This is a genomic window from Pedobacter ginsengisoli (assembly GCF_002736205.1).
In the GTDB taxonomy this organism is placed as follows: Bacteria; Bacteroidota; Bacteroidia; order Sphingobacteriales; family Sphingobacteriaceae; genus Pedobacter; species Pedobacter ginsengisoli_A.
The window spans coordinates 3,624,317-3,645,619 of sequence record NZ_CP024091.1 but is presented as its reverse complement, the minus strand read 5'-3'; the positions used below and the strand labels follow the sequence as shown (position 1 = coordinate 3,645,619).

Here is a 21,303-nt window from a genome sequence, read left to right as displayed (position 1 = left end):
TTTAGGTGCCTATATCGGTGGTGTCCACCTCTTCCCATTCCGAACAGAGAAGTTAAGCCCACCAGAGCCGATGGTACTGCGGTAACACGTGGGAGAGTAGGTCGGTGCCAAATCTTAAATCTAAAACCCTGTAATTTAACATTACAGGGTTTTATTTTAAATATAGAAAAGAACTTTATTAAAAGATATTAAAAATATTTAGGTGCCTATATCGGTGGTGTCTACCTCTTCCCATTCCGAACAGAGAAGTCAAGCCCACCAGAGCCGATGGTACTGCGGTAACACGTGGGAGAGTAGGTCGGTGCCAAATCTTAAAGCTAAAGCCTGTAGTTAATCACTATAGGCTTTTCTTGTTTGGAAGCATAGGAGTCTCAGTAAAAGTTTTTATTTCGGTCAGACCTCTTAAACTCATAAGCACAATCGAACAGGTAGGAAATTAAGTTAACTAAAATTATAAAAGTTAACACTGAATAAATTATGTTTTTCATTTTAGTCGGATCTTTCAAATCGTTTTAATTGGGATAAAGTAAAATTACAGAACAATGTTATTAGACCCTATTTCACAGCTTTTTGTATTGATACTCTATTGGTGTAAAAGAAAGAACTTATTTATTTCCTTCCAAAGAGCTGCTTGACCCTTGAATTTCAGTGAAATTTTAAAGGAGATGCACTATGAGATAGCTAAGATAATTACCGAAAATTAGCTTTTGAAAAAACACTAGTATTATTTATTTTATTTTTTCTTGTTGTTTTTAAGGGTGTTATGGATTATTGGGGTAAAAATGGGTGATTTAAGTTTGGATAGTGGCTGGATTTTTCTACTTTTGCATCCCGCTTCGGAGGAAGGGCAGCATTGAGAGAGGGAAGGTATAGGAGAGAGAAAAAAGCTGCAGGAAATTTGAAAAAAGATTTGCGAAGAAGAAAAAGATTTCTACCTTTGCAGTCCCAAACAAAACGGGAGTTATCAAACGGAGTTTGTTAACGATAAAAAGAAGCTTGAAAAGCGTTAGTGGTTAAACAGCAAGCGGGGAACAATACGACCTTGCAGCCAACATAAGCCATTAGCGATTAGATATAAGAAAGGGGATCCGTGAGGTGACCCGCGAAGTTCATTAAAGAGATGTCATTTATCAACGTAGCGAGGTAAGAAAGTACGATTTCAAAGTACATGAAACCGTTGCTATTATTTTAGAGTCAGGTTCTGACAGACAATACAAAAACAAGAATACAGACTATTATTAACAAGTTAAGAATGGTCAGTGATTCAAACTATAACATTTTACAATGGAGAGTTTGATCCTGGCTCAGGATGAACGCTAGCGGCAGGCCTAATACATGCAAGTCGAACGATACCATCTGGCTTGCCAGATGGGAAAGTGGCGCACGGGTGCGTAACGCGTATGCAACCTACCTTAATCAGGGGATAGCCCGAAGAAATTCGGATTAACACCGCATAAAAACACAGGATAGCATTATCTAATGTTCAAATATTTATAGGATTAAGATGGGCATGCGTGTCATTAGCTAGTTGGCGGGGTAACGGCCCACCAAGGCGACGATGACTAGGGGATCTGAGAGGATGACCCCCCACACTGGTACTGAGACACGGACCAGACTCCTACGGGAGGCAGCAGTAAGGAATATTGGTCAATGGAGGGAACTCTGAACCAGCCATGCCGCGTGCAGGAAGACGGCCCTCTGGGTTGTAAACTGCTTTTATTCGGGAATAAACCACATTACGTGTAATGTGCTGAATGTACCGAAGGAATAAGGATCGGCTAACTCCGTGCCAGCAGCCGCGGTAATACGGAGGATCCAAGCGTTATCCGGATTTATTGGGTTTAAAGGGTGCGTAGGCGGCTTATTAAGTCAGGGGTGAAAGACGGTGGCTCAACCATCGCAGTGCCCTTGATACTGATGAGCTTGAATGGACTAGAGGTAGGCGGAATGTGACAAGTAGCGGTGAAATGCATAGATATGTCACAGAACACCGATTGCGAAGGCAGCTTACTATGGTTTTATTGACGCTGAGGCACGAAAGCGTGGGGATCAAACAGGATTAGATACCCTGGTAGTCCACGCCCTAAACGATGAATACTCGCTGTTAGCGATATACAGTTAGCGGCTAAGCGAAAGCGTTAAGTATTCCACCTGGGGAGTACGCCCGCAAGGGTGAAACTCAAAGGAATTGACGGGGGCCCGCACAAGCGGAGGAGCATGTGGTTTAATTCGATGATACGCGAGGAACCTTACCCGGGCTTGAAAGTTAGTGAATGATCTAGAGATAGGTCAGTGAGCAATCACACGAAACTAGGTGCTGCATGGCTGTCGTCAGCTCGTGCCGTGAGGTGTTGGGTTAAGTCCCGCAACGAGCGCAACCCCTATGTTTAGTTGCCAGCACGTTAAGGTGGGGACTCTAAACAGACTGCCTGTGCAAACAGAGAGGAAGGAGGGGACGACGTCAAGTCATCATGGCCCTTACGTCCGGGGCTACACACGTGCTACAATGGATGGTACAGAGGGCAGCGAGCTGGCAACAGCAAGCGAATCTCAAAAAGCCATTCACAGTTCGGATAGAGGTCTGCAACTCGACCTCTTGAAGTTGGATTCGCTAGTAATCGCGTATCAGCAATGACGCGGTGAATACGTTCCCGGGCCTTGTACACACCGCCCGTCAAGCCATGGAAGTTGGGGGTACCTAAAGTATGTAACCGCAAGGAGCGTCCTAGGGTAAAACCGATAACTGGGGCTAAGTCGTAACAAGGTAGCCGTACCGGAAGGTGCGGCTGGAATACCTCCTTTCTGGAGTAGGCCAGACTACTCGCTACGTAAATGATATAATGACAGAAGATCTCAAAAAGAAAACCCATAGGATGAAGCATCGTTTAGTGCTCCATACTGCAGTATAGACATCAAGTCCCGTAGCTCAGTTTGGTTAGAGCACTACACTGATAATGTAGGGGTCAGCAGTTCAAATCTGCTCGGGACTACAAGATTAATCTTAAGGGGGATTAGCTCAGCTGGCTAGAGCGCCTGCCTTGCACGCAGGAGGTCAACGGTTCGACTCCGTTATTCTCCACCATCACCGTTACCTGTTATAAAAGGTAAGGAAATAGGATATCCTAAGGGGTATCCCGGGCTAGAAAAGTTCTTTGACATATTGGAAGAAGTTAAAAAAGAAGAGCAAACAACAATAGAGACGTTGTTTGACCTGAGGAATACCAAAAGCAAGCAATTGCATGAGGTATACTAAAGAGATAACGACAATCAAAAAAGCATTTCCATAGGCGCAAAAGGCTATGGAGAGAAGAAAGTAAATAAGAGCACACAGGGGATGCCTTGGCTCTCAGAGGCGATGAAGGACGTGATAAGCTGCGATAAGCACTGGGGATTAGCAAATATGACTTGATCCGGTGATTTCCGAATGGGGTAACCTGGCTGGTTGAAGACCAGTCGTAATATACGCAAACCTGCCGAACTGAAACATCTAAGTAAGCAGAGGAAGAGAAAATAATAATGATTTCCTGAGTAGTGGCGAGCGAAAGGGAAAGAGCCCAAACCAGCTATGTTACGGCATAACTGGGGTTGTAGGACTACGATGTGATTATAATGCGATGAAGTGGAACAGGATGGGAAGCCTGGCAATATAGAGTGAGAGCCTCGTACACGTAAGTACCATTAGTCTAGTAGTATCCTGAGTACCGCGAGGTCGGAGACGCCTTGTGGGAATCAGCCGGCACCATCCGGTAAGGCTAAATACTCCTGAGAGACCGATAGTGAACCAGTACCGTGAGGGAAAGGTGAAAAGAACCCCGAACAGGGGAGTGAAATAGAACCTGAAACTGTGTGCTTACAAGCGGTCGGAGCGTCCAGGTGGCGTGACGGCGTGCCTTTTGCATAATGAGCCTACGAGTTACTCTTCTCTGGCAAGGTTAAGTGTTTCAGACACGGATCCGAAGCGAAAGCGAGTCTGAATAGGGCGTATAGTCAGGGGAGGTAGACGCGAAACCTTGTGATCTACCCATGGACAGGTTGAAGGTGCGGTAACACGTACTGGAGGACCGAACCGATAAACGTTGAAAAGTTTCCGGATGATCTGTGGGTAGGGGTGAAAGGCTAATCAAACTGGGAAATAGCTCGTACTCCCCGAAATGTTTTTAGGAACAGCGTCGTGGTAGAGTTAAATAGAGGTAGAGCTACTGATTGGGTGCGGGGGAGTCAAATCCTACCAAATCCAGACAAACTCCGAATGCTATTTAATATACACGGCAGTGAGGCGCGGGGTGCTAAGGTCACGCGCCGAGAGGGAAAGAACCCAGACCATCAGCTAAGGTCCCCAAGTTACAGTTAAGTTGAACTAACGAGGTCCGATTGCATAGACAGCTAGGATGTTGGCTTGGAAGCAGCCATTCATTTAAAGAGTGCGTAACAGCTCACTAGTCGAGCGATCGGGCATGGATAATAAACGGGCATAAAATTGTACACCGAAGCTATGGGTAATATTAATATTACGGTAGGGGAGCATTCCAGCGGCAGCGAAGCTATGACGTAAGTTGTGGTGGAGCTTCTGGAAAAGCAAATGTAGGCATAAGTAACGATAAGGCGGGCGAGAAACCCGCCCACCGAAAGGATAAGGTTTCCTGATCAACGCTAATCGGATCAGGGTTAGTCGGGGCCTAAGGAGAACCCGAAAGGGAAATTCGATGGACAACGGGTTAATATTCCCGTACTTTTTATAACTGCGATGTGGGGACGGAGTAGTGACACTGCCGCGATCTGACGGAATAGATCGTTGAAGGCTGTAGGTATTGTACCGGTAGGCAAATCCGCCGGTGTAGCTGAAGGCTGATAGTACCGCAAACCTTCGGGGGCGTGGATAGTGCAGGTAATCAGACTTCCAAGAAAAACCGCTAAGCTTCAGGTTATAAAAACCCGTACCGCAAACCGACACAGGTATCCGGGAAGAGAATTCTAAGGTGCTCGAGTGAATCATGGCTAAGGAACTCGGCAAAATGGCCCTGTAACTTCGGGAGAAGGGGCGCTGGTAGCAATATCAGCCGCAGTGAAAAGGCCCAGGCGACTGTTTAACAAAAACACATGGCTTTGCAAAATCGAAAGATGAAGTATAAGGCCTGACACCTGCCCGGTGCTGGAAGGTTAAGAGGGGATGTCAGTCGTAAGGCGAAGCATTGAATCGAAGCCCCAGTAAACGGCGGCCGTAACTATAACGGTCCTAAGGTAGCGAAATTCCTTGTCGGGTAAGTTCCGACCTGCACGAATGGTGTAACGATCTGGGCGCTGTCTCAGCCATGAGCTCGGTGAAATTGTGGTCCCGGTGAAGACGCCGGGTACCCGCAACGGGACGGAAAGACCCCATGCACCTTCACTACAATTTAACATTGACATTGGATACAGGATGTGTAGGATAGGTGGGAGACTATGAAGCGGCGTCGCCAGGCGTCGTGGAGTCAACGTTGAAATACCACCCTTTCTGTATTCGGTGTCTAACTCCGCTGGTCGGAGGACATTGTTTGATGGGTAGTTTGACTGGGGTGGTCGCCTCCAAAAAGGTAACGGAGGCTTTCAAAGGTAAGCTCAATACGCTTGGTAACCGTATGAGGAGTGCAATAGCATAAGCTTGCTTGACTGTGAGACAAACAAGTCGATCAGGGTCGAAAGACGGATATAGTGATCCGGTGGTTCTGCATGGAAGGGCCATCGCTCAAAGGATAAAAGGTACGCTGGGGATAACAGGCTGATCTCCCCCAAGAGCTCATATCGACGGGGAGGTTTGGCACCTCGATGTCGGCTCGTCACATCCTGGGGCTGGAGAAGGTCCCAAGGGTTCGGCTGTTCGCCGATTAAAGTGGCACGCGAGCTGGGTTCAGAACGTCGCGAGACAGTTCGGTCCCTATCTGTTGTGGGCGTTGGAATTTTGAGTGGGGCTGACCTTAGTACGAGAGGACCGGGTTGGACTAGCCTCTAGTGAATCTGTTGTTCCGCCAGGGGCATTGCAGAGTAGCTACGCTGGGAATAGATAAGCGCTGAAAGCATCTAAGTGCGAAACTAGCCACGAGATGAGAATTCCATATAGGACCGTAGCAGACTACTACGTTGATAGGTTACAGATGTAAAGATGGTGACATCAAAGTCGAGTAATACTAATAATCCGAAGCTTTCAAGAGCAGTAAACTGTTGTTTGTTCTTCAAAACTTAACTTCTTTCAATAATATGTCATTTGTTAGATCAGAGCTGGTAGTTACCACTTATGATGTGAACAATTAAAAATATTTAGGTGCCTATATCGGTGGTGTCCACCTCTTCCCATTCCGAACAGAGAAGTTAAGCCCACCAGAGCCGATGGTACTGCGGTAACACGTGGGAGAGTAGGTCGGTGCCAAATCTTAAATCTAAAACCCTGTAATGATAAATTACAGGGTTTTTGGCGTTATAACCTTCCTGGTTAATTAAACTTGAGCTTTAACTGTGCATGATGTTTATAGTGATTTCTGAAATATCTTTCTAAAGCACACTATGTTAAAAAATGCTAAATCTTGTTCAGAGATACAATAAAACCGTATAATTGTATTTTACGTTAATTCTATAAAAGGCACTTTTGATGAAATTGAGATATATATTGCTTTTTGCATTTAGCTTTATCTTAAGCAACTCTGCGTTTTCGCAAAGTAAAGATGTGAAACTTCCTGCCAATTGGTATAATTTAGATTTAGTTGCAGATGGCTATTTTGGGATAAGTACGGAGAAAGTGTATAAGGAATTACTTAGTAATAAAAAGCCAAAACAAAATGTGATTGTTGCAGTAATTGACGGAGGAGTGGATATAAACCATGAGGATTTAAAAGATGTTCTGTGGACTAATAAAAAGGAGATTCCAGGTAACGGAATAGATGATGATGGTAATGGATATGTTGACGATATACATGGCTGGAATTTTATAGGATCTAAAAAAGGCGACCTGGCCTATGATAATCTGGAATTGGTACGGATACTTCGAGTATATGGCCCTAAGTATGTGTCAACCATTCGATCTACAGTATTAGATAGCACTCAAAAGGAAGAATACGCTTTATACCTTAAAGCTAATGCAGAATTTGGAAAAAAATATAACGAGGCTCACTATACATTCGGGATTGTGAGTATGATTAATAAGGTTCTTGATTCTGTAGCGTTTATTAATAATAAGAAGATACCATCATTAGAAGATATAGATAAGTATGTGGCAGACAATGAAGATGAGGAACAAGTAAAGAAAATTATAAGAGGTGGTTCTAAGGATAGTGGAGGTATCGACAAGTTCTATAAGGAAATGAAGGATGCTTATAAGCAATATGATGTAATGCTTAAATATAATCTGAATGTGAAATATGATCAGCGACAGGAGTTGGTTGGGGACGATTATTCAAATCCAAAAGAACGTTTATACGGAAATAATGATGTTGCAGGGCCTAATGCTGAGCATGGTTCGCATGTTTCAGGCATAATAGGCGCTAACAGGGCTAATTCAATAGGGATTAATGGAATAGCCAATAATGTTAGTATAATGGCAATCAGGGTGGTACCAGAAGGAGATGAGAGAGACAAGGATGTTGCCAATGGCATCAGATATGCTGTGGATAATGGTGCTAAAGTTATTAATATGAGCTTTGGTAAAGGATATAAATGGAATAAGGAAGTTGTAGATGAGGCGGTGAAATATGCAGAGGAAAAGGGCGTACTACTTGTTCATGCAGCTGGAAATGACAATGAAGATGTTGATGTTAAAGAGAATTATCCCAACAAGTATTTTGATGGGCCGGAAGCTGCCGCTTACAAAAAGTTGATTAAAAAGAAGGCATTGGCAGCAATTCCTTTTAAGATTGAACAAAATCAGAATCAAATGCAAAGTCAGGGCATGAGAAGAGGCCCGAATTCTCTTGTTATTAAAAAGCCAGAAATAGACACAGCTAAATTTAAATTGCCACATGCAAGTAACTGGATAGAAGTTGGAGCAAGTGCATATGCAAATGATGCAAATCTAAAAGCGTCTTTTTCAAATTATGGTAAATACAATGTGGACGTATTTGCTCCTGGTTTTATGATTAATTCAACGGTCCCGGGCTCTAAGTATGAAGAGTTTGATGGAACCAGTATGGCTGCTCCAGTTGTATCTGGGCTGTCAGCATTGATTTTGAGTTATTATCCAGATCTTAAACCTCATCAGGTTAGGGAAATAATAATGAAGTCTGTGTCTAAGGTTCAACAGAAAGTTAAGTATAAAAATGAAAGGGGTGAGACTGTTCGTGTGCCTTTTTCAGATCTATGTGTTAGTGGAGGTATAGTTAATGCTTATGAGGCCCTTAAACTTGCAGAGAGCTATCAATCAAAATAAATAACCATCTTCAATTTCGGAGTTATTTCTTTCAAATTGCAATAGCCATTTTTTCTTATCGATTCCGGCAGCATAGCCGGTCATTTTTCCATCACTGCCAATTACACGATGACAGGGTACTATAATTGCTAAACGGTTTCGGCCGTTTGTAGATGCAATTGCGCGAATTGCTTTTGGATTGTTCATCATTTCAGCTTGTTCTTTGTATGAGCATGTTTTTCCATAGGGAATTTGCTGAAGTGTTTTCCATACAGATTGTGAAAAATCATTACCAGGGGTATGTAATGGAACTGAGAAGGTTTTCAAGTTTCCAATGAAATATTCGGTTAACTCATTTTCCAATTGATCTAGATGTTCATTTCTTCCCACAACCATATCTGCATCAAGTAGTCTTTGTAATTCAATGAATTCTTCTTCTAACCTGATCCTGTTGGTGAATTCAAGCAAGCATACGCCCTCGGAGGTTGCTCCTGCTAACATAAGGCCTAAAGGAGTAGATAACTCTGTCATCTTTATTGTGGCCTTTTTATTGGAGCTAGAAGATGATTTTTCAAATATCCAAGGATATCTTTCGGCAAAGCCAGTATTGTCGGAGGAAAGCTTGTTATTCATAATTTATTGCCGAATTTAATTCTTTAATCAGGAGGATTCTACCCGATTCTTGCGCATATCTATAGTTCTTTAACGCTATGTAAATCTAATCATTATTTAATATTAGTAAATCTTGATGTTAACAATGTTAATATCAAAAAGATAGAGCATTTAGGGAGGAAAGAAGAAAGAATAAAAAAGAGGCCGTATCATTAATCAAACGATGATACGGCTTCCTTTTTTGTTTATTGTGAGATCCGTTCTGAGTATTTCCTTACTATACCTTTTTTCTTTGAATATTTCTTGATGCGTACAAAAACCAGCTCTCTTAAGCTGCTTTTTTCCTTATGTTTTGTGCAATTGCCAATAATCCCCATTCTATTTCTACTTTTTGCTTACCTCTGAGCATGAATCGGCGGAACCCGTGGTTCTGTTTGATATTGGCAAAAACAGGTTCTACATCATGACATCGTTTCTTTCTGTGACTGATGCCTCGCTCTGTATTGAGTAGCTGATGTGCTTTTTGCTTATGTCTTTGCAGATTTTCATTGATTTCTATCAAGCGGTCGTCTTTGGATTTGTGGCAAGCACCGTTTAGTGGGCAATTGTTGCAATTTTTGGCTTGATATCGCCTGACTTGCTGCTGGAATCCGCTTGTGGTACGTTTTTTAACTATTCCCACAAATTCCATGCTTTGTCCCATTGGACAGATGTAAGCATCTTTTTGTTCATGATAAAAAAGCTGATTTGCAGCAAAAGGATATTTTTGATTATAGTGTACATTTTGTTGTTTATCAAACATGTTAAACTTAACGAAAGACTCCACCTGTTTTTGCTCCAACAGGGCATAATTCTCTTCTGATCCATAACCGGCGTCAGCAGTAAGGGTCTTTGGGGGACGATTGAAACTATTTTCATGTTGCTCCAGGTGTGATTTTAAAGTTAAGGTGTCTGTAGGATTGGAGTGAATGGTGTAGTTGACAATAAACTGGTTTGAAGTGGATATCTGCACATTATAAGCGGGTTTGAGCTGTCCGTTACGCATATGATCTTCTTTCATTCTCATAAAAGTAGCATCCGGATCGCTCTTGCTGTAGCTATTGCGCTGGGCGAGTATTTCTTCCTGATGCTTATACTTGGCGATAGCTTCGGGATAGTTTTTAGTGAGGTAATGGAGCTTTGCTTTGGTCTTTTTATCAACCTGATCATTGTTAGCCAGTACTTCATTGAGTTTATCAACCGCTGCCTGGATGCTTTCCGGACTTACTATTTTGGCTGTAGGCGGTTCAGGTAATAAATCTTCTACCGTAGCCACACTCTGGGCGTAGTTCCAGATTTCATCCAACTGCTTTTGCATCTTCGCTTTATTGGTCTGAATGGATTTTTTCCAGACAAAAGTGTACTTGTTGGCATTGGCCTCAATTTTGGTTCCATCGGTATAAACTTCATCAATACTTAGTAGTCCTTCTTCGGCCAGATATTTAACCACTTCCTCAAATACACTGCGCAGGGCATGTTTTAAGCGGACACCCCGAAATCGGTTGATCGTATTGTGATCCGGTTTACTCATGCCGCTCAACCACATGAAAGGAACATTTTCCCGGCAAGCTATGGCCAGCTTTCTACTGGAATACGTATTGGTCACATAGCCGTAGACCAAAACTTTTAAAAGTAATATCGGATGATAATTGGACGCACCTCTGATGTGGTAAGCATTCAACAAAGGTTCTACATTGATCACATTAATAATCTTGTCGACAAGTCTTACAGTATGATCTGCTGGAATCAACTCATCGAAAGTAGGCGGAAACGCCATGAGCTGATGTTGATAATAGGGCTTAAAAACGGGTTTCTTATTGGCCATATTCACTACTGATTTATATCATAAATATATGAAAATCAATAAGTTAAACCAAATTTAATACTAAAAAAAACAACTTAAATTGTTAATAATCAAGACTATAGAAATACTGGTAAACGTAAAAGAGCCCGTATCACGATTTATGATACGGGCTCTTTTTTCCAGTAGCGGGGAGCAGGATCGAACTGCCGACCTCAGGGTTATGAATCCTGCGCTCTAACCATCTGAGCTACCCCGCCGGACTTTTATTCACTAAAAAATCGTTGTGATTTTCTAAAGAGTTGCAAATATAGAATAAATTACTTTTCTTTAGAAACAAATATTAAAAAAATAGTCTAATAATTCAGAATATAAGGGTTTAACGATGTCGGAAAAGAAAAAATTTACGTTAGAATATGAATTGAGGTCGTCTCCACGTATTTTATTTAGTTTTATTAGTGAGCCGAATGGACTGTCTCAGTGGTTTGCGGATGATGTGATTTTCAGAGATCAGGTATATACTTTCACATGGGACGATGAAATACAGAAAGCGAAGTTGCTTAGCGTAAAAGAAAATAAATCAGTAAAATTTAAATGGGTTGAGGATGAGCCTCACTGTTATTTTGAAATGGAAATTGTACAGGATGAATTGACAAATGATGTTGCTCTTTCAATAACTGATTTCGCTACTGATGAGACATTAGCTGAGCGAACTCTAATTTGGGATAATCAGATTAACTACCTGCACAGTGTAATTGGTGCCTAGTTTTTCAATAGCTTTGTATACATTTGTATATTGAAAAAGATTCATTTACTTCTACTCAAAGCATTCATAAGGCCCTTCTTCGTCACATTTTTTATTGTGATGTTTATTTTGCTAATGCTTTTTCTATTTAAATATGTTGATGATTTAATAGGAAAGGGATTTGAATGGTACATTATACTTGAGTTAATGTACTATGCTTCTGCGGCAAATGTGTCCATGGCTCTTCCATTGTCTATATTGTTATCATCAATAATGACTTTTGGAACACTGGGAGAGAATTATGAGCTGGTTGCTATTAAATCGGCCGGATTATCTTTGCAAAAGGCAATGAGGCCTCTTTTTGTGCTCATTATATTTATTGCCATAAGCTCGTTCATATTTTCAGATTATATGCTTCCTAAAGCCAACTTGAAATATGGCTCATTGCTGTGGGATATAACTAATAAAAAATTATCCTTCTTGATTAAAGAAGGTGTTTTTAATAATAGCATACCGGGCTATTCCATTAGGGTTGATAAAAAAGGAGATGATGGTGTTTCGTTGTACGATGTAATGATTTATGATCATACTAATAACAATGGAATGGCCAAGATTATCATTGCTAAAGAAGGTAAAATGTATAGCAGTGATAAGTTCCTTTATTTAAAGCTAAAAAATGGAGTTAGGTATGAAGAATCAAGTGGCCGTAATACTTATAACAATCCGAGGCAGGAGTTAACAAGAATGCGGTTTACTGAAACAGATCAGAAATTCGATATCTCCAGCTTTAAAATGGCCAGGACTGATGAACAGGATTTCAGAAACAATACCCAAATGTTGAATCTGAAAGGTCTGACAAAGAAAAGAGATTCCTTAACCAAAGAGTTGGATAGTGTAAATAAGTTTGCCTCAACCAGTGTAAATAGTTATTACAGACAAAATAATTATTCTAAAGGATACACGCATGTTAAAGTAGCCCCTAAAGTAATTAAAGGAGATATTCTAAAGATGGTTCCTGAAAAGGAAAGGTTGACTGTTATTACCAGTGCTCTGGATCTGGCAACATCAGTAAAACAAACGGCAGCTTCGCGAGTTACTGATTTTGAGGAGAGAACCAGAAGTATAATAAAGGTACAGTTGGAGTATCAGAGAAAGTTTACACTTGCAGTATCCTGCCTTTTGTTGTTCTTTATTGGTGCACCTTTAGGGGCTATTATAAGAAAAGGTGGATTGGGATTACCTGTTGTGATGGCTATTGTGTTTTTTCTTTTGTATCATATTATAGCTACAGTTTCTGAAAAATCCGCAACTACAGGATCGCTAAGACCTTTCTTTGGGATGTGGCTTGCGATATTTATTTTGTCTCCTTTGGGTGCTTTCCTTACTTATAAAGCAACGGTAGATTCAGCTTTATTTGATGTGGGATATTTTAAACAGTTATTTTTAAATCTGTTTAAAAAGAGAAAATCAAACGGCAACAATCAGTAATAGTTATATTGTTTAGAGGGGCAAGTAACTAATATTCATTACTTATTTATGATAGTTTATAGCATGGAATTGGTTTTGAAGATTGTAACTTTGCACAGTAAATTTTGATTATTGATATATTCAGAAAAATGGAAATCAAATTAGATACAATAGAAGATGCTATTGCGGAAATAAAGGCGGGTAAAGCTATTATTGTTGTAGACGACGAGGATAGAGAGAATGAAGGTGATTTCATTACTGCTGCAGCCAATGCTACTCCAGAAATGATAAATTTTATGGCTACCTATGGTAGAGGCTTAATTTGTGCTCCTTTAACAGAAGAAAGATGTGATGAATTAGGTTTGGACCTAATGGTGGGGAAAAATACGGCTGTTTACGAAACTAATTTTACTGTTTCTGTTGATTTAAGAGGGCATGGATGTACAACTGGTATTTCTGCATCCGATAGGTCAAAAACTATTAAAGCTTTGATTGATCCGAATATTGATCCGGATGAATTGGGAAGGCCAGGTCATATATTTCCACTACGATCTAAAGATGGGGGCGTGCTGAGACGTTCAGGACATACTGAAGCATCTGTAGATCTTGCAAGGCTTGCAGGTCTGGAGCCCGCAGGTGTATTGGTTGAGATTATGAAGGATGATGGAGAAATGGCAAGACTACCAGATCTTATTAAGATTGCAGCGCAACATCAGCTTAAAATAATCAGTATAAAAGATCTTATCTCATACAGGTTAAGCAAAGAAAGCCTGATAGAGCAGGAAGTAACTGTAAACCTACCTACTCAATGGGGTGATTTTAAAATGACGGCTTATACTCAGACCGATACTGGTGCCACACACCTTGCAATTAGTAAAGGAGAATGGACAATAGATGAACCTGTATTAACAAGGGTACATAGCTCTTGTGTTACTGGCGATATCTTTGGGTCATGCAGATGTGATTGTGGTCCTCAATTGCACAAAGCGATGGAAATGATTGATAAGGAAGGCAAAGGAGTAATCGTTTATATGAATCAGGAGGGAAGAGGTATAGGACTTGTTAATAAACTACGTTCATATAACCTGCAAGATGCTGGTTTAGATACTGTGGAAGCGAATATCAAATTGGGCTTTAAAGGAGATGAAAGAGATTATGGGGTTGGAGCTCAAATACTAAGGGCACAAGGAATTACCAAAATGAGATTGATGTCTAATAACCCTACTAAACGTGCGGGTTTAATTGGTTACGGTTTAGAGATTGTAGAAAATATTCCAATTGAAATAGAGAGTAATATTCATAATGAGCAATATCTTAAAACAAAACGTGATAAGATGGGGCATCAAATAATGAAAGGTTAAAAAAAAGTAGGTTATTTAATAACCTACTTTTTTTTGTTCTTTTTTTCTGATGGAACAGCCTCTTTGTTTACAGGCTGTTTATTCACCGGAGGTTGCTTTTTCTCTTCTTCAGCTTTCTTCTTTAACTTTTGATTGTAGGTACCTGATATTCTTTGAACAAACTCCCTAAAACTGTCAAACTGTTGGGTATAGATTAGACCAAAAGAAGTTACGTTGTTATTTTGGCTAACACCAGTGTTAAAAAATGTATTTTGTTGAGTAGGGGGTTTATTAGCAAGTTTACCTACTAAAGTTCCATCTTTTTTTATCAAGGCCAAAACCTCAACTTCTCCTCCAACGTTATTTCTTGTAAAGCCGATTGGCGATAAATCATTTGTACTCCGTTTATCAACGATTCCGGCATTTAAAACTACGCGATCATTAAAGAATCTGAAAGAAGCATTTGCTTCACTAAGTGAACGAATATTGATGTCCACAAAATCAAGATTAAGGGATGATAAAACATTGTTAAACTGATTAAATAGTAGTTCGGTAGCAGTACTTGCCACTCCCGATGTTAACTGCTTACCAAGAGCCTCTTTTCCGGTTCCTGGAGCAAAACTACGCCTTATAATCAAACTAAGTGCCTGGAGGTTTCTATTATTGTCATCATTAAAATAAGATTGCATTTCTTCTTTAATGGCCGGATTTGAAGGAAAGAATATATCAAGCTTAATATCTGGTTTTAATAATGAACCACTTAAGCCCATCTCTACTTCGGTAAGTACACGCTCAGAGGAATTACCTCCACCATCTCTATTCGCAGCAGTATAGAGATCGCTCAATCCTGCACGAAGAGAGTAAATTGCCTTTAAATTTATTTGAGCAGTTGTTGGATTTCCAGTCCACCTGATAGTGCCCCCTTGTCTGATATTAAATTTTTTATTTATAATTTCCTGGGCTGTGAAATCAAAGCTTCCTGATTCAATTATATAGTCACCCGACATCTCAAAATCTCCAAGGCTATTGATATTAAGAGCTAAGTTTTTAGAGTAGCCTTTACCGCTCAGGTTTCCTAAAGTAGTATAAATATTTGCAGTGCTATTTGCATCAACTTCAAGCTTCAGTCTCATTGTAAGCCCGTCAAAACTGGTTGCTTTCTTTACAACCTTGGTGGTGTCTTTGCTAACAAATGTTATAAAATCTTTATTTGATACGGTTTCGGAGCTATTAAGAGGAAGGTTAAAAACTGTCCCTTTTTCCGTTTTGGCATTGATATCTATAAATAGATTATTTGTTGGTCCTTTAAATTTAAAAGTGCCGGTTCCATAAGCCTTTCCAAAATATATAGGATTGTCTTTTTCCGTAGTATTTAAAGCCATGAAATCTTTGGCATCTATATCAATGTCTAAAGTCGGTGTATTGATGTTGTTAAGGTCAACAGTTCCATTCGCTATGGCTTCGTTATCGTCAACATCAAGTAGCTTCAAATCGTTAATTCTGATTACGCTATTTTCAACGTCCACCTGATCGTTTAGCTTATATCTTGTTTTTAGATAATTGACAGTTACCTCTGCATTATCAAACGAGACCTCCCCATTAATTGCAGGTTTTTCAAATGGACCGGTAACGGTTAAGTTCGATGATATATGACCTTTAAGGTTTGATACAAGATCGTTAACAAATGGTTCTAATACTGCTACTTCACTTTTATCTAGCTTTATTTTTACGTCTATTTCTTTCGTTTCAAGGTCAAGAGAGCCTACTGCTCTAAGCGTTTCTCTGTCTGCGGTAACTATATTCGTGAAGATGTTAGCTACATTATTTGCACGATCGTACGAAGAAGTATCTGTCAAATCACCAATATGGGTATTGTTAAAAGTTAGAGAATCAATTTTCAGATTATCTGAGATCTTAGGAGATTTAAGGATGTTATAGAGCTTAGTTTCGCCATTAACATTGCCAGCTAGTTGTACGCCAAATGCCTTTACAAATGGATTTATTGTTTTTAAGCTAAATTCTTTAAATCCAACAAGAAGTAAATCTTTTGGGTCATCAGAAAGCGTTCCATCTATGGTTAGCAGCTGGTTGCCATTACTTAAATCGAAATTGGTAATCTCTGTTTTTCCTTCATGAAAATTGATCCTTACTTTCTCCTGAATCTTCCAGTCCTCATTATTTACTTTCAGTTCAGAAGGGAGTATGCTTACTCTGGCGGTAGTGTCGTTTGCAAACTCAACCAATCCATTTAAATCCAGTTGATTTGCATCATCAGAATTGGCAAGTTTTAAGTTAAGAGCAAGACTGTCGTTTCTCAATATATTAGAGATGTTGACATTCTTAATGTACAAGCTATCATTTAAATCAACCCTGTCTGATGTTATAATGGCTTGTAATTGATTTACTGAAGTGTTTTCATCAACGATAATATTGTTTGCCGTAATGCCCTTGTATTTCAATTTTTTTACGAAACCATTTAATGTTGCAATGTTGTTCGAAGAATCAAAATTTCCAATAAAAACAGCATCATCATCAATTTGCAGACCGGGGGCCAGGAGTTCCGCAATGGGTTCAAATCTTTTAATTTTTAAATTAAACTGAAATATCTGGTCTCCGTAAGGGAGGATGGTGGTTTTAAGCGAGGGGATGTATTTCTTAGCTAGTGCTTTGTAGTATGAGGGGATTGTGTTTAGATTATACTGGCCTTTTAAACTGGCATCTAAAATATCCGAATGAATTGTAAGATCTCTATCTCTACCTATGCCAGAAGCTTTTAGTTCAACCGAATCAATGTTATAAATACCTTTAACATTATCCAATTTAATCTGTTGAATTAAAAGTTTACCCTGTATGTTATTGAGGTTAGTACCAGAAAAATTGGTGCTGAATGTAGCATCAATTTTTAAAGAATCTTTATATAGGTTTAATGTTTTTAGCTTGGCATTGCTTATTTGTGCCTTAAAATTAAATACCGGCAACTTAGGGTTTAGGTTTACACCGCCATCAAAAACGAGCTGAACATTTTTGTCATTAATTTTCAAACGCCCGTCGAAATATTTTTTATCGAAGGTTCCATCAATCTTAACATTTCTATACCTGTATTGATTAAAATCAATGTAATCTATATCTCCATTAAGTTTCTCAGAAAGGCTTTTTATTTCTGTACCTCTTCCCTCTACGTTCAGGGAAGCGGAAACTCTGCCCAGGTCATCCTCATTTAAAAGATTACCTAAATTAAAGTCGAAGGCTTTAACATTACCTTTATAAGAAGGTATTCCTTTCTTATCTATCTTCATGTTAACATCCGAAACCAACCTGCCTAGTTTAGTTTTGAACTCCCCATAGGCAATAAAGTCATTTTGAAATCCTGTAAATGAGCCATTAAAATTAATGTTGCCAAATTTGCCAACAACTTCCGGAATCACTTTAGTTTTTTTGCCTGTGGTACTTGTTAAAATCTCCTCAAGATCAGCTTTATTTGTTCCCGCCATCTCTATTTTAAGGTCCATGAATGTCTCTTTAAGGTTTGGCAATCCTTTTACAATAAAGTCTCCTTTAATGTATGTTGCTTTTCCGGCTTTAACAGATAGTTTTTTAGCCTTAAGATTATTTACCAGTCCGGTAACCCTTCCATCAACTTCAATCTCGAGATTCATTTGATCCAGTTCAGGTGCAAAATAGGCCACATCGCGCGAAGAAAGATAGCTGTTCTTGAAATCGGCTTTCATTCTCACCTTATTCACATAGTCCCTAAAGTCGCGGTACTTATTAAACCGCATCTGGAAGTAATCAGATAGCCTACTTTTGTTAGTAACCAGCATTAGATTTTTTAGCTCAATGCCATTGGTATCCACAGTAGTAAATGCAGTAAGGTTCTTTAAATAGAAACCACTTTTTTCTTTAAAGGTCAGGTTTTTAATATCTGCCTGAAGGATATGGTCTGTAGTATTTAATTTTTCAAAAATTCCATTAAAACTAGTCAGATAAACATCATCAAAGTTTACCCCTTTTATTACTGTATCGATCCTTAAGTTTTTATATTTAAAACTAATGTTGTTCAGAATTACCCTATCGAAAGATATTTTGTAAGGTTTCTTTTTAGTTTTAACCTTTGGGGGACCGGAATCAAAGTAGTCAATAATAAAATCAAGATTGGTAGATCTGTCTTTATAAGATTTTAAAAAGAAAGAACCATTATTAATTTGTACTGTATTGATGTCAACTATACGTTTTTTAAGCGAAAGCTGATTAATATCAACCAAAAATTTAGGCGTGTTAAGTATGGTATCTTTCTGCTGATCTAATACAATCAGGTTCTCTATAACAACATACTTAAATGGTTTTATATAGATACCCGTTAAGGAGATTGTCGTATTAAGCTCTTTAGATAAGTATGCTGCCGCTTTTTTAGCTACAAAAGTTTGAATGGGCTTAAATTGGATTGCAAAAAGAATGACACCGGCAAGTAATAATACCGATGCAACGACCCAAAGAAGTATTTTTAATAGTTTTTTAATAATTTTGTAGCTTAATAATAATAAACGTGTCTGTAATACTTGCTATAGAATCTTCCTGCGATGAAACCTCTGTTGCTATATGTAACAACGGCAAAATTACTGCCAATGTTATTGCAAACCAAACAATTCATCAAAATTATGGTGGTGTAATTCCTGAATTAGCTTCAAGGGTTCATCAGCAAAATATCGTCCCGGTAATACAACAAGCATTAAGTGATGCTAAAGTTAGTAAAAAGGAGTTAAACGCCGTTGCTTTTACTCAAGGCCCCGGATTATTAGGCTCACTTCTGGTAGGGGTTTCCTTTGCAAAGTCATTTGCGTTAGCGTTAGATCTGCCTCTGATATCAGTAAATCATATGCACGCTCATATATTGGCGCACTTTATTGATGATCCAAAACCTAGCTTTCCATTTATATGCTTAACGGTATCTGGTGGACATACTCAAATTGTTGTGGTGCGAAGCCATTTTGATATGGAGATAGTTGGTGAGACACTAGATGATGCCGCAGGTGAGGCATTTGATAAAACAGCTAAGATTTTAAATTTACCTTATCCCGGTGGGCCACTAATAGATAAGTATGCTGCCCTGGGAAATCCTTTGGCTTACAAGTTTGGCGAACCCCAAATTAAAGACCTCAATTATAGCTTCAGCGGGTTTAAAACCTCTATTTTGTATTTTATCAGGAATCAGGAGAAAGAGAATCCAAACTTTATTTCCGAGAACCTAAATGATATTTGCGCTTCCGTTCAACATAGTATAGTTTATATACTGTTAAATAAATTAAAGAAGGCTGCAAAGCAGTACGGAATTAAGGATATAGCTATTGCGGGGGGAGTATCTGCTAATAGTGGATTAAGGGCAGGATTAACTGCCATGGCAGAGGAACTAAACTGGAAGGTATTTATACCGGCATTTCAGTATTGCACAGATAATGCGGGTATGATTGCTATTGCTGGTTATTACAAGTATTTAAATAAGGATTTTGTGCAGCAAGATGTTGCACCTTTGTCCAGAATGGAATTTTAATATATAAAAGGTATAATTATGGGTGTAATGAGTTTTGTTTTCTTTGGTTTAATGCTTTTGCCATTAATCATCTTTTTAATATGGTTAATTAAGAAAGATAAAAATAGGAACTATATTGGTCTTGTTGTTTTGGTGATGATGACTATCATAGCAATTATTGCTATTGTTAAGATAGACACCCACTTTATGGAGAAGAATACTCCCGGAATGGCACCAGATAGTCAAGCTCCAAGCTATAAGTAAAAAAGCTTAAATAAAAAGAAGGGGGATTTTGTTCAAAATCCCCCTTCTTTTTATTTAATGAGTATAATTTAAGCGTTCTCTTCCAACTTTTCACCGGTAACTTCAGCTCTGATTTTTGCTTCAATTTCTTCAGATAATTCAGGGTTATCCAGTAATAACTGCTTAACCGCATCCCTACCCTGACCAAGTTTGGTTTCTCCATAAGAGAACCACGAGCCTGCTTTTTTGATGATGTTAAAGTCAACACCTAAATCAATAATTTCACCTGTTTTAGATATACCTTCACCAAACATAATGTCAAATTCAGCGATACGGAAAGGAGGGGCAACCTTGTTTTTAACAATTTTCACTTTAACCCTGTTACCTGCAACCTCGTCAGAATCTTTAATCTGAGAAGTTCTGCGAATATCTAAGCGTACAGATGCATAGAACTTTAAAGCATTACCGCCAGTGGTAGTTTCAGGATTACCAAACATTACACCAATCTTTTCGCGTAACTGGTTGATAAAAATGCAGCAGCATCCGGTTTTAGAGATGGTTCCTGTTAATTTACGCAAAGCCTGCGACATTAAACGAGCTTGAAGCCCCATTCTTGAATCTCCCATTTCACCTTCAATCTCAGCTTTAGGAACTAAAGCGGCAACGGAGTCGATCACAATTACATCAATAGCTCCTGATCTGATTAAATTATCAGCAATTTCTAAAGCCTGTTCACCATTATCTGGTTGTGAAATTAATAGGTTATCTACATCTACACCCAGTTTTTTTGCATAGCCTTTATCAAATGCGTGTTCGGCATCAACAATAGCTGCTAAACCACCTTTTTTTTGTGCTTCAGCAATAATATGAGTTGCTAAAGTTGTCTTACCTGAAGATTCAGGGCCATATATTTCAATAATTCTTCCTTTTGGTACTCCGCCAATGCCTAAGGCAATATCTAAACTAATAGAACCGGTTGAAATAGATTCTGTTGGTTCTACAGCATTGTCACCCAATTTCATAACGGTGCCTTTACCATATGATTTTTCTAACTTATCTAAAGTAAGTTGTAATGCTTTTAATTTGTCTGCGTTTGTGCTCATATTATTTAATTCTGCAAGAAAGTAATGACTTACATTTCTTAACGTAAAATGATTTTCTTTT

At 39.1% G+C, this 21,303-nt stretch carries 10 protein-coding genes, 3 tRNA genes and 5 rRNA genes; 13 read left to right on the top strand and 5 right to left on the bottom strand.

What is annotated here, in order from left to right:
• Position 1 precedes the first annotated feature (1 nt).
• From rrf (CPT03_RS14990) to CPT03_RS14955, 8 genes are all read left to right on the top strand, one after another.
• Positions 2-113: ribosomal RNA gene (rrf, locus tag CPT03_RS14990) — 5S ribosomal RNA — on the top strand.
• A gap of 85 nt (positions 114-198) precedes the next feature.
• Positions 199-310: ribosomal RNA gene (gene rrf, locus CPT03_RS14985) — 5S ribosomal RNA — on the top strand.
• 971 nt (positions 311-1,281) lie between these two features.
• Positions 1,282-2,802: ribosomal RNA gene (locus tag CPT03_RS14980) — 16S ribosomal RNA — on the top strand.
• A gap of 113 nt (positions 2,803-2,915) precedes the next feature.
• Positions 2,916-2,990 (top strand) — tRNA-Ile (locus tag CPT03_RS14975).
• A 15-nt stretch (positions 2,991-3,005) separates the two neighbouring features.
• A tRNA-Ala gene (locus CPT03_RS14970) sits at positions 3,006-3,082 on the top strand.
• A 225-nt stretch (positions 3,083-3,307) separates the two neighbouring features.
• Positions 3,308-6,184, top strand: a 23S ribosomal RNA gene (locus CPT03_RS14965).
• A gap of 107 nt (positions 6,185-6,291) precedes the next feature.
• Positions 6,292-6,403: ribosomal RNA gene (gene rrf, locus CPT03_RS14960) — 5S ribosomal RNA — on the top strand.
• Together the 16S, 23S and 5S rRNA genes with 2 tRNA genes alongside form the textbook arrangement of a ribosomal RNA operon.
• Positions 6,404-6,619: 216 nt before the next feature.
• Positions 6,620-8,389, top strand: a complete 1,770-nt coding sequence (locus tag CPT03_RS14955) for a S8 family peptidase (protein WP_099439595.1) — start codon at positions 6,620-6,622, stop codon at positions 8,387-8,389.
• Here the strand turns inward: CPT03_RS14955 and CPT03_RS14950 are convergent.
• From CPT03_RS14950 to CPT03_RS14940, 3 genes are all read right to left on the bottom strand, one after another.
• Positions 8,381-9,001, bottom strand: a complete 621-nt coding sequence (locus tag CPT03_RS14950) for a methylated-DNA--[protein]-cysteine S-methyltransferase (RefSeq protein ID WP_099439594.1) — start codon at positions 8,999-9,001, stop codon at positions 8,381-8,383. The genes CPT03_RS14955 and CPT03_RS14950 overlap by 9 nt on opposite strands.
• 307 nt (positions 9,002-9,308) lie before the next feature.
• Entirely contained in the window at positions 9,309-10,844 is a 1,536-nt protein-coding gene (locus CPT03_RS14945; RefSeq protein WP_099437072.1) for an IS1182 family transposase, read from the bottom strand.
• 162 nt (positions 10,845-11,006) lie between these two features.
• Positions 11,007-11,080 (bottom strand) — tRNA-Met (locus tag CPT03_RS14940).
• A gap of 125 nt (positions 11,081-11,205) precedes the next feature.
• Here CPT03_RS14940 and CPT03_RS14935 point away from each other — a divergent pair.
• The 3 genes from CPT03_RS14935 to CPT03_RS14925 all read left to right on the top strand — a co-directional run bounded on the left by CPT03_RS14935 (position 11,206) and on the right by CPT03_RS14925 (position 14,393).
• Positions 11,206-11,586, top strand: a complete 381-nt coding sequence (locus CPT03_RS14935; protein WP_068892831.1) for an START-like domain-containing protein — start codon at positions 11,206-11,208, stop codon at positions 11,584-11,586.
• Between the two features lie 30 nt (positions 11,587-11,616).
• A complete protein-coding gene (locus CPT03_RS14930; protein WP_099439593.1) occupies positions 11,617-13,053 on the top strand; it encodes an LptF/LptG family permease in 1,437 nt (478 codons plus the stop codon).
• A 128-nt stretch (positions 13,054-13,181) separates the two neighbouring features.
• Positions 13,182-14,393, top strand: a complete 1,212-nt coding sequence (locus CPT03_RS14925) for a bifunctional 3,4-dihydroxy-2-butanone-4-phosphate synthase/GTP cyclohydrolase II (RefSeq protein WP_099439592.1) — start codon at positions 13,182-13,184, stop codon at positions 14,391-14,393.
• Positions 14,394-14,416: 23 nt separating this feature from the next.
• Here the strand turns inward: CPT03_RS14925 and CPT03_RS14920 are convergent, their stop codons facing one another.
• On the bottom strand, positions 14,417-18,634 hold the full coding sequence (locus tag CPT03_RS14920) for a translocation/assembly module TamB domain-containing protein (RefSeq protein ID WP_245869857.1): 4,218 nt from the start codon (positions 18,632-18,634) through the stop codon (positions 14,417-14,419).
• Positions 18,635-18,915: 281 nt separating this feature from the next.
• Between CPT03_RS14920 and tsaD the strand changes: the two genes are divergently transcribed.
• Positions 18,916-19,917: a tRNA (adenosine(37)-N6)-threonylcarbamoyltransferase complex transferase subunit TsaD gene (gene tsaD, locus CPT03_RS14915; RefSeq protein ID WP_099439590.1), complete on the top strand. Its 1,002-nt coding sequence runs from the start codon at positions 18,916-18,918 to the stop codon at positions 19,915-19,917.
• A gap of 18 nt (positions 19,918-19,935) precedes the next feature.
• Positions 19,936-20,160, top strand: coding sequence for a hypothetical protein (locus CPT03_RS14910; protein ID WP_099439589.1), 225 nt, complete (start codon positions 19,936-19,938; stop codon positions 20,158-20,160).
• 68 nt (positions 20,161-20,228) lie between these two features.
• Here CPT03_RS14910 and recA read toward each other — a convergent pair whose 3' ends face one another.
• Positions 20,229-21,242, bottom strand: a complete 1,014-nt coding sequence (gene recA, locus CPT03_RS14905; RefSeq protein ID WP_099439588.1) for a recombinase RecA — start codon at positions 21,240-21,242, stop codon at positions 20,229-20,231.
• Between the last annotated feature and the right edge of the window lie 61 nt (positions 21,243-21,303).

Bases quoted from the DNA above. Each gene is read 5' to 3' on its own strand.
- CPT03_RS14950 (WP_099439594.1), bottom strand. From the start codon at position 9,001: ATGAATAACAAGCTTTCCTCCGACAATACTGGCTTTGCCGAAAGATAT.
- recA (WP_099439588.1), bottom strand. From the start codon at position 21,242: ATGAGCACAAACGCAGACAAATTAAAAGCATTACAACTTACTTTAGAT.
- CPT03_RS14935 (WP_068892831.1), top strand. From the start codon at position 11,206: ATGTCGGAAAAGAAAAAATTTACGTTAGAATATGAATTGAGGTCGTCT.
- CPT03_RS14925 (WP_099439592.1), top strand. From the start codon at position 13,182: ATGGAAATCAAATTAGATACAATAGAAGATGCTATTGCGGAAATAAAG.
- CPT03_RS14955 (WP_099439595.1), top strand. From the start codon at position 6,620: ATGAAATTGAGATATATATTGCTTTTTGCATTTAGCTTTATCTTAAGC.
- CPT03_RS14910 (WP_099439589.1), top strand. From the start codon at position 19,936: ATGGGTGTAATGAGTTTTGTTTTCTTTGGTTTAATGCTTTTGCCATTA.
- CPT03_RS14945 (WP_099437072.1), bottom strand. From the start codon at position 10,844: ATGGCCAATAAGAAACCCGTTTTTAAGCCCTATTATCAACATCAGCTC.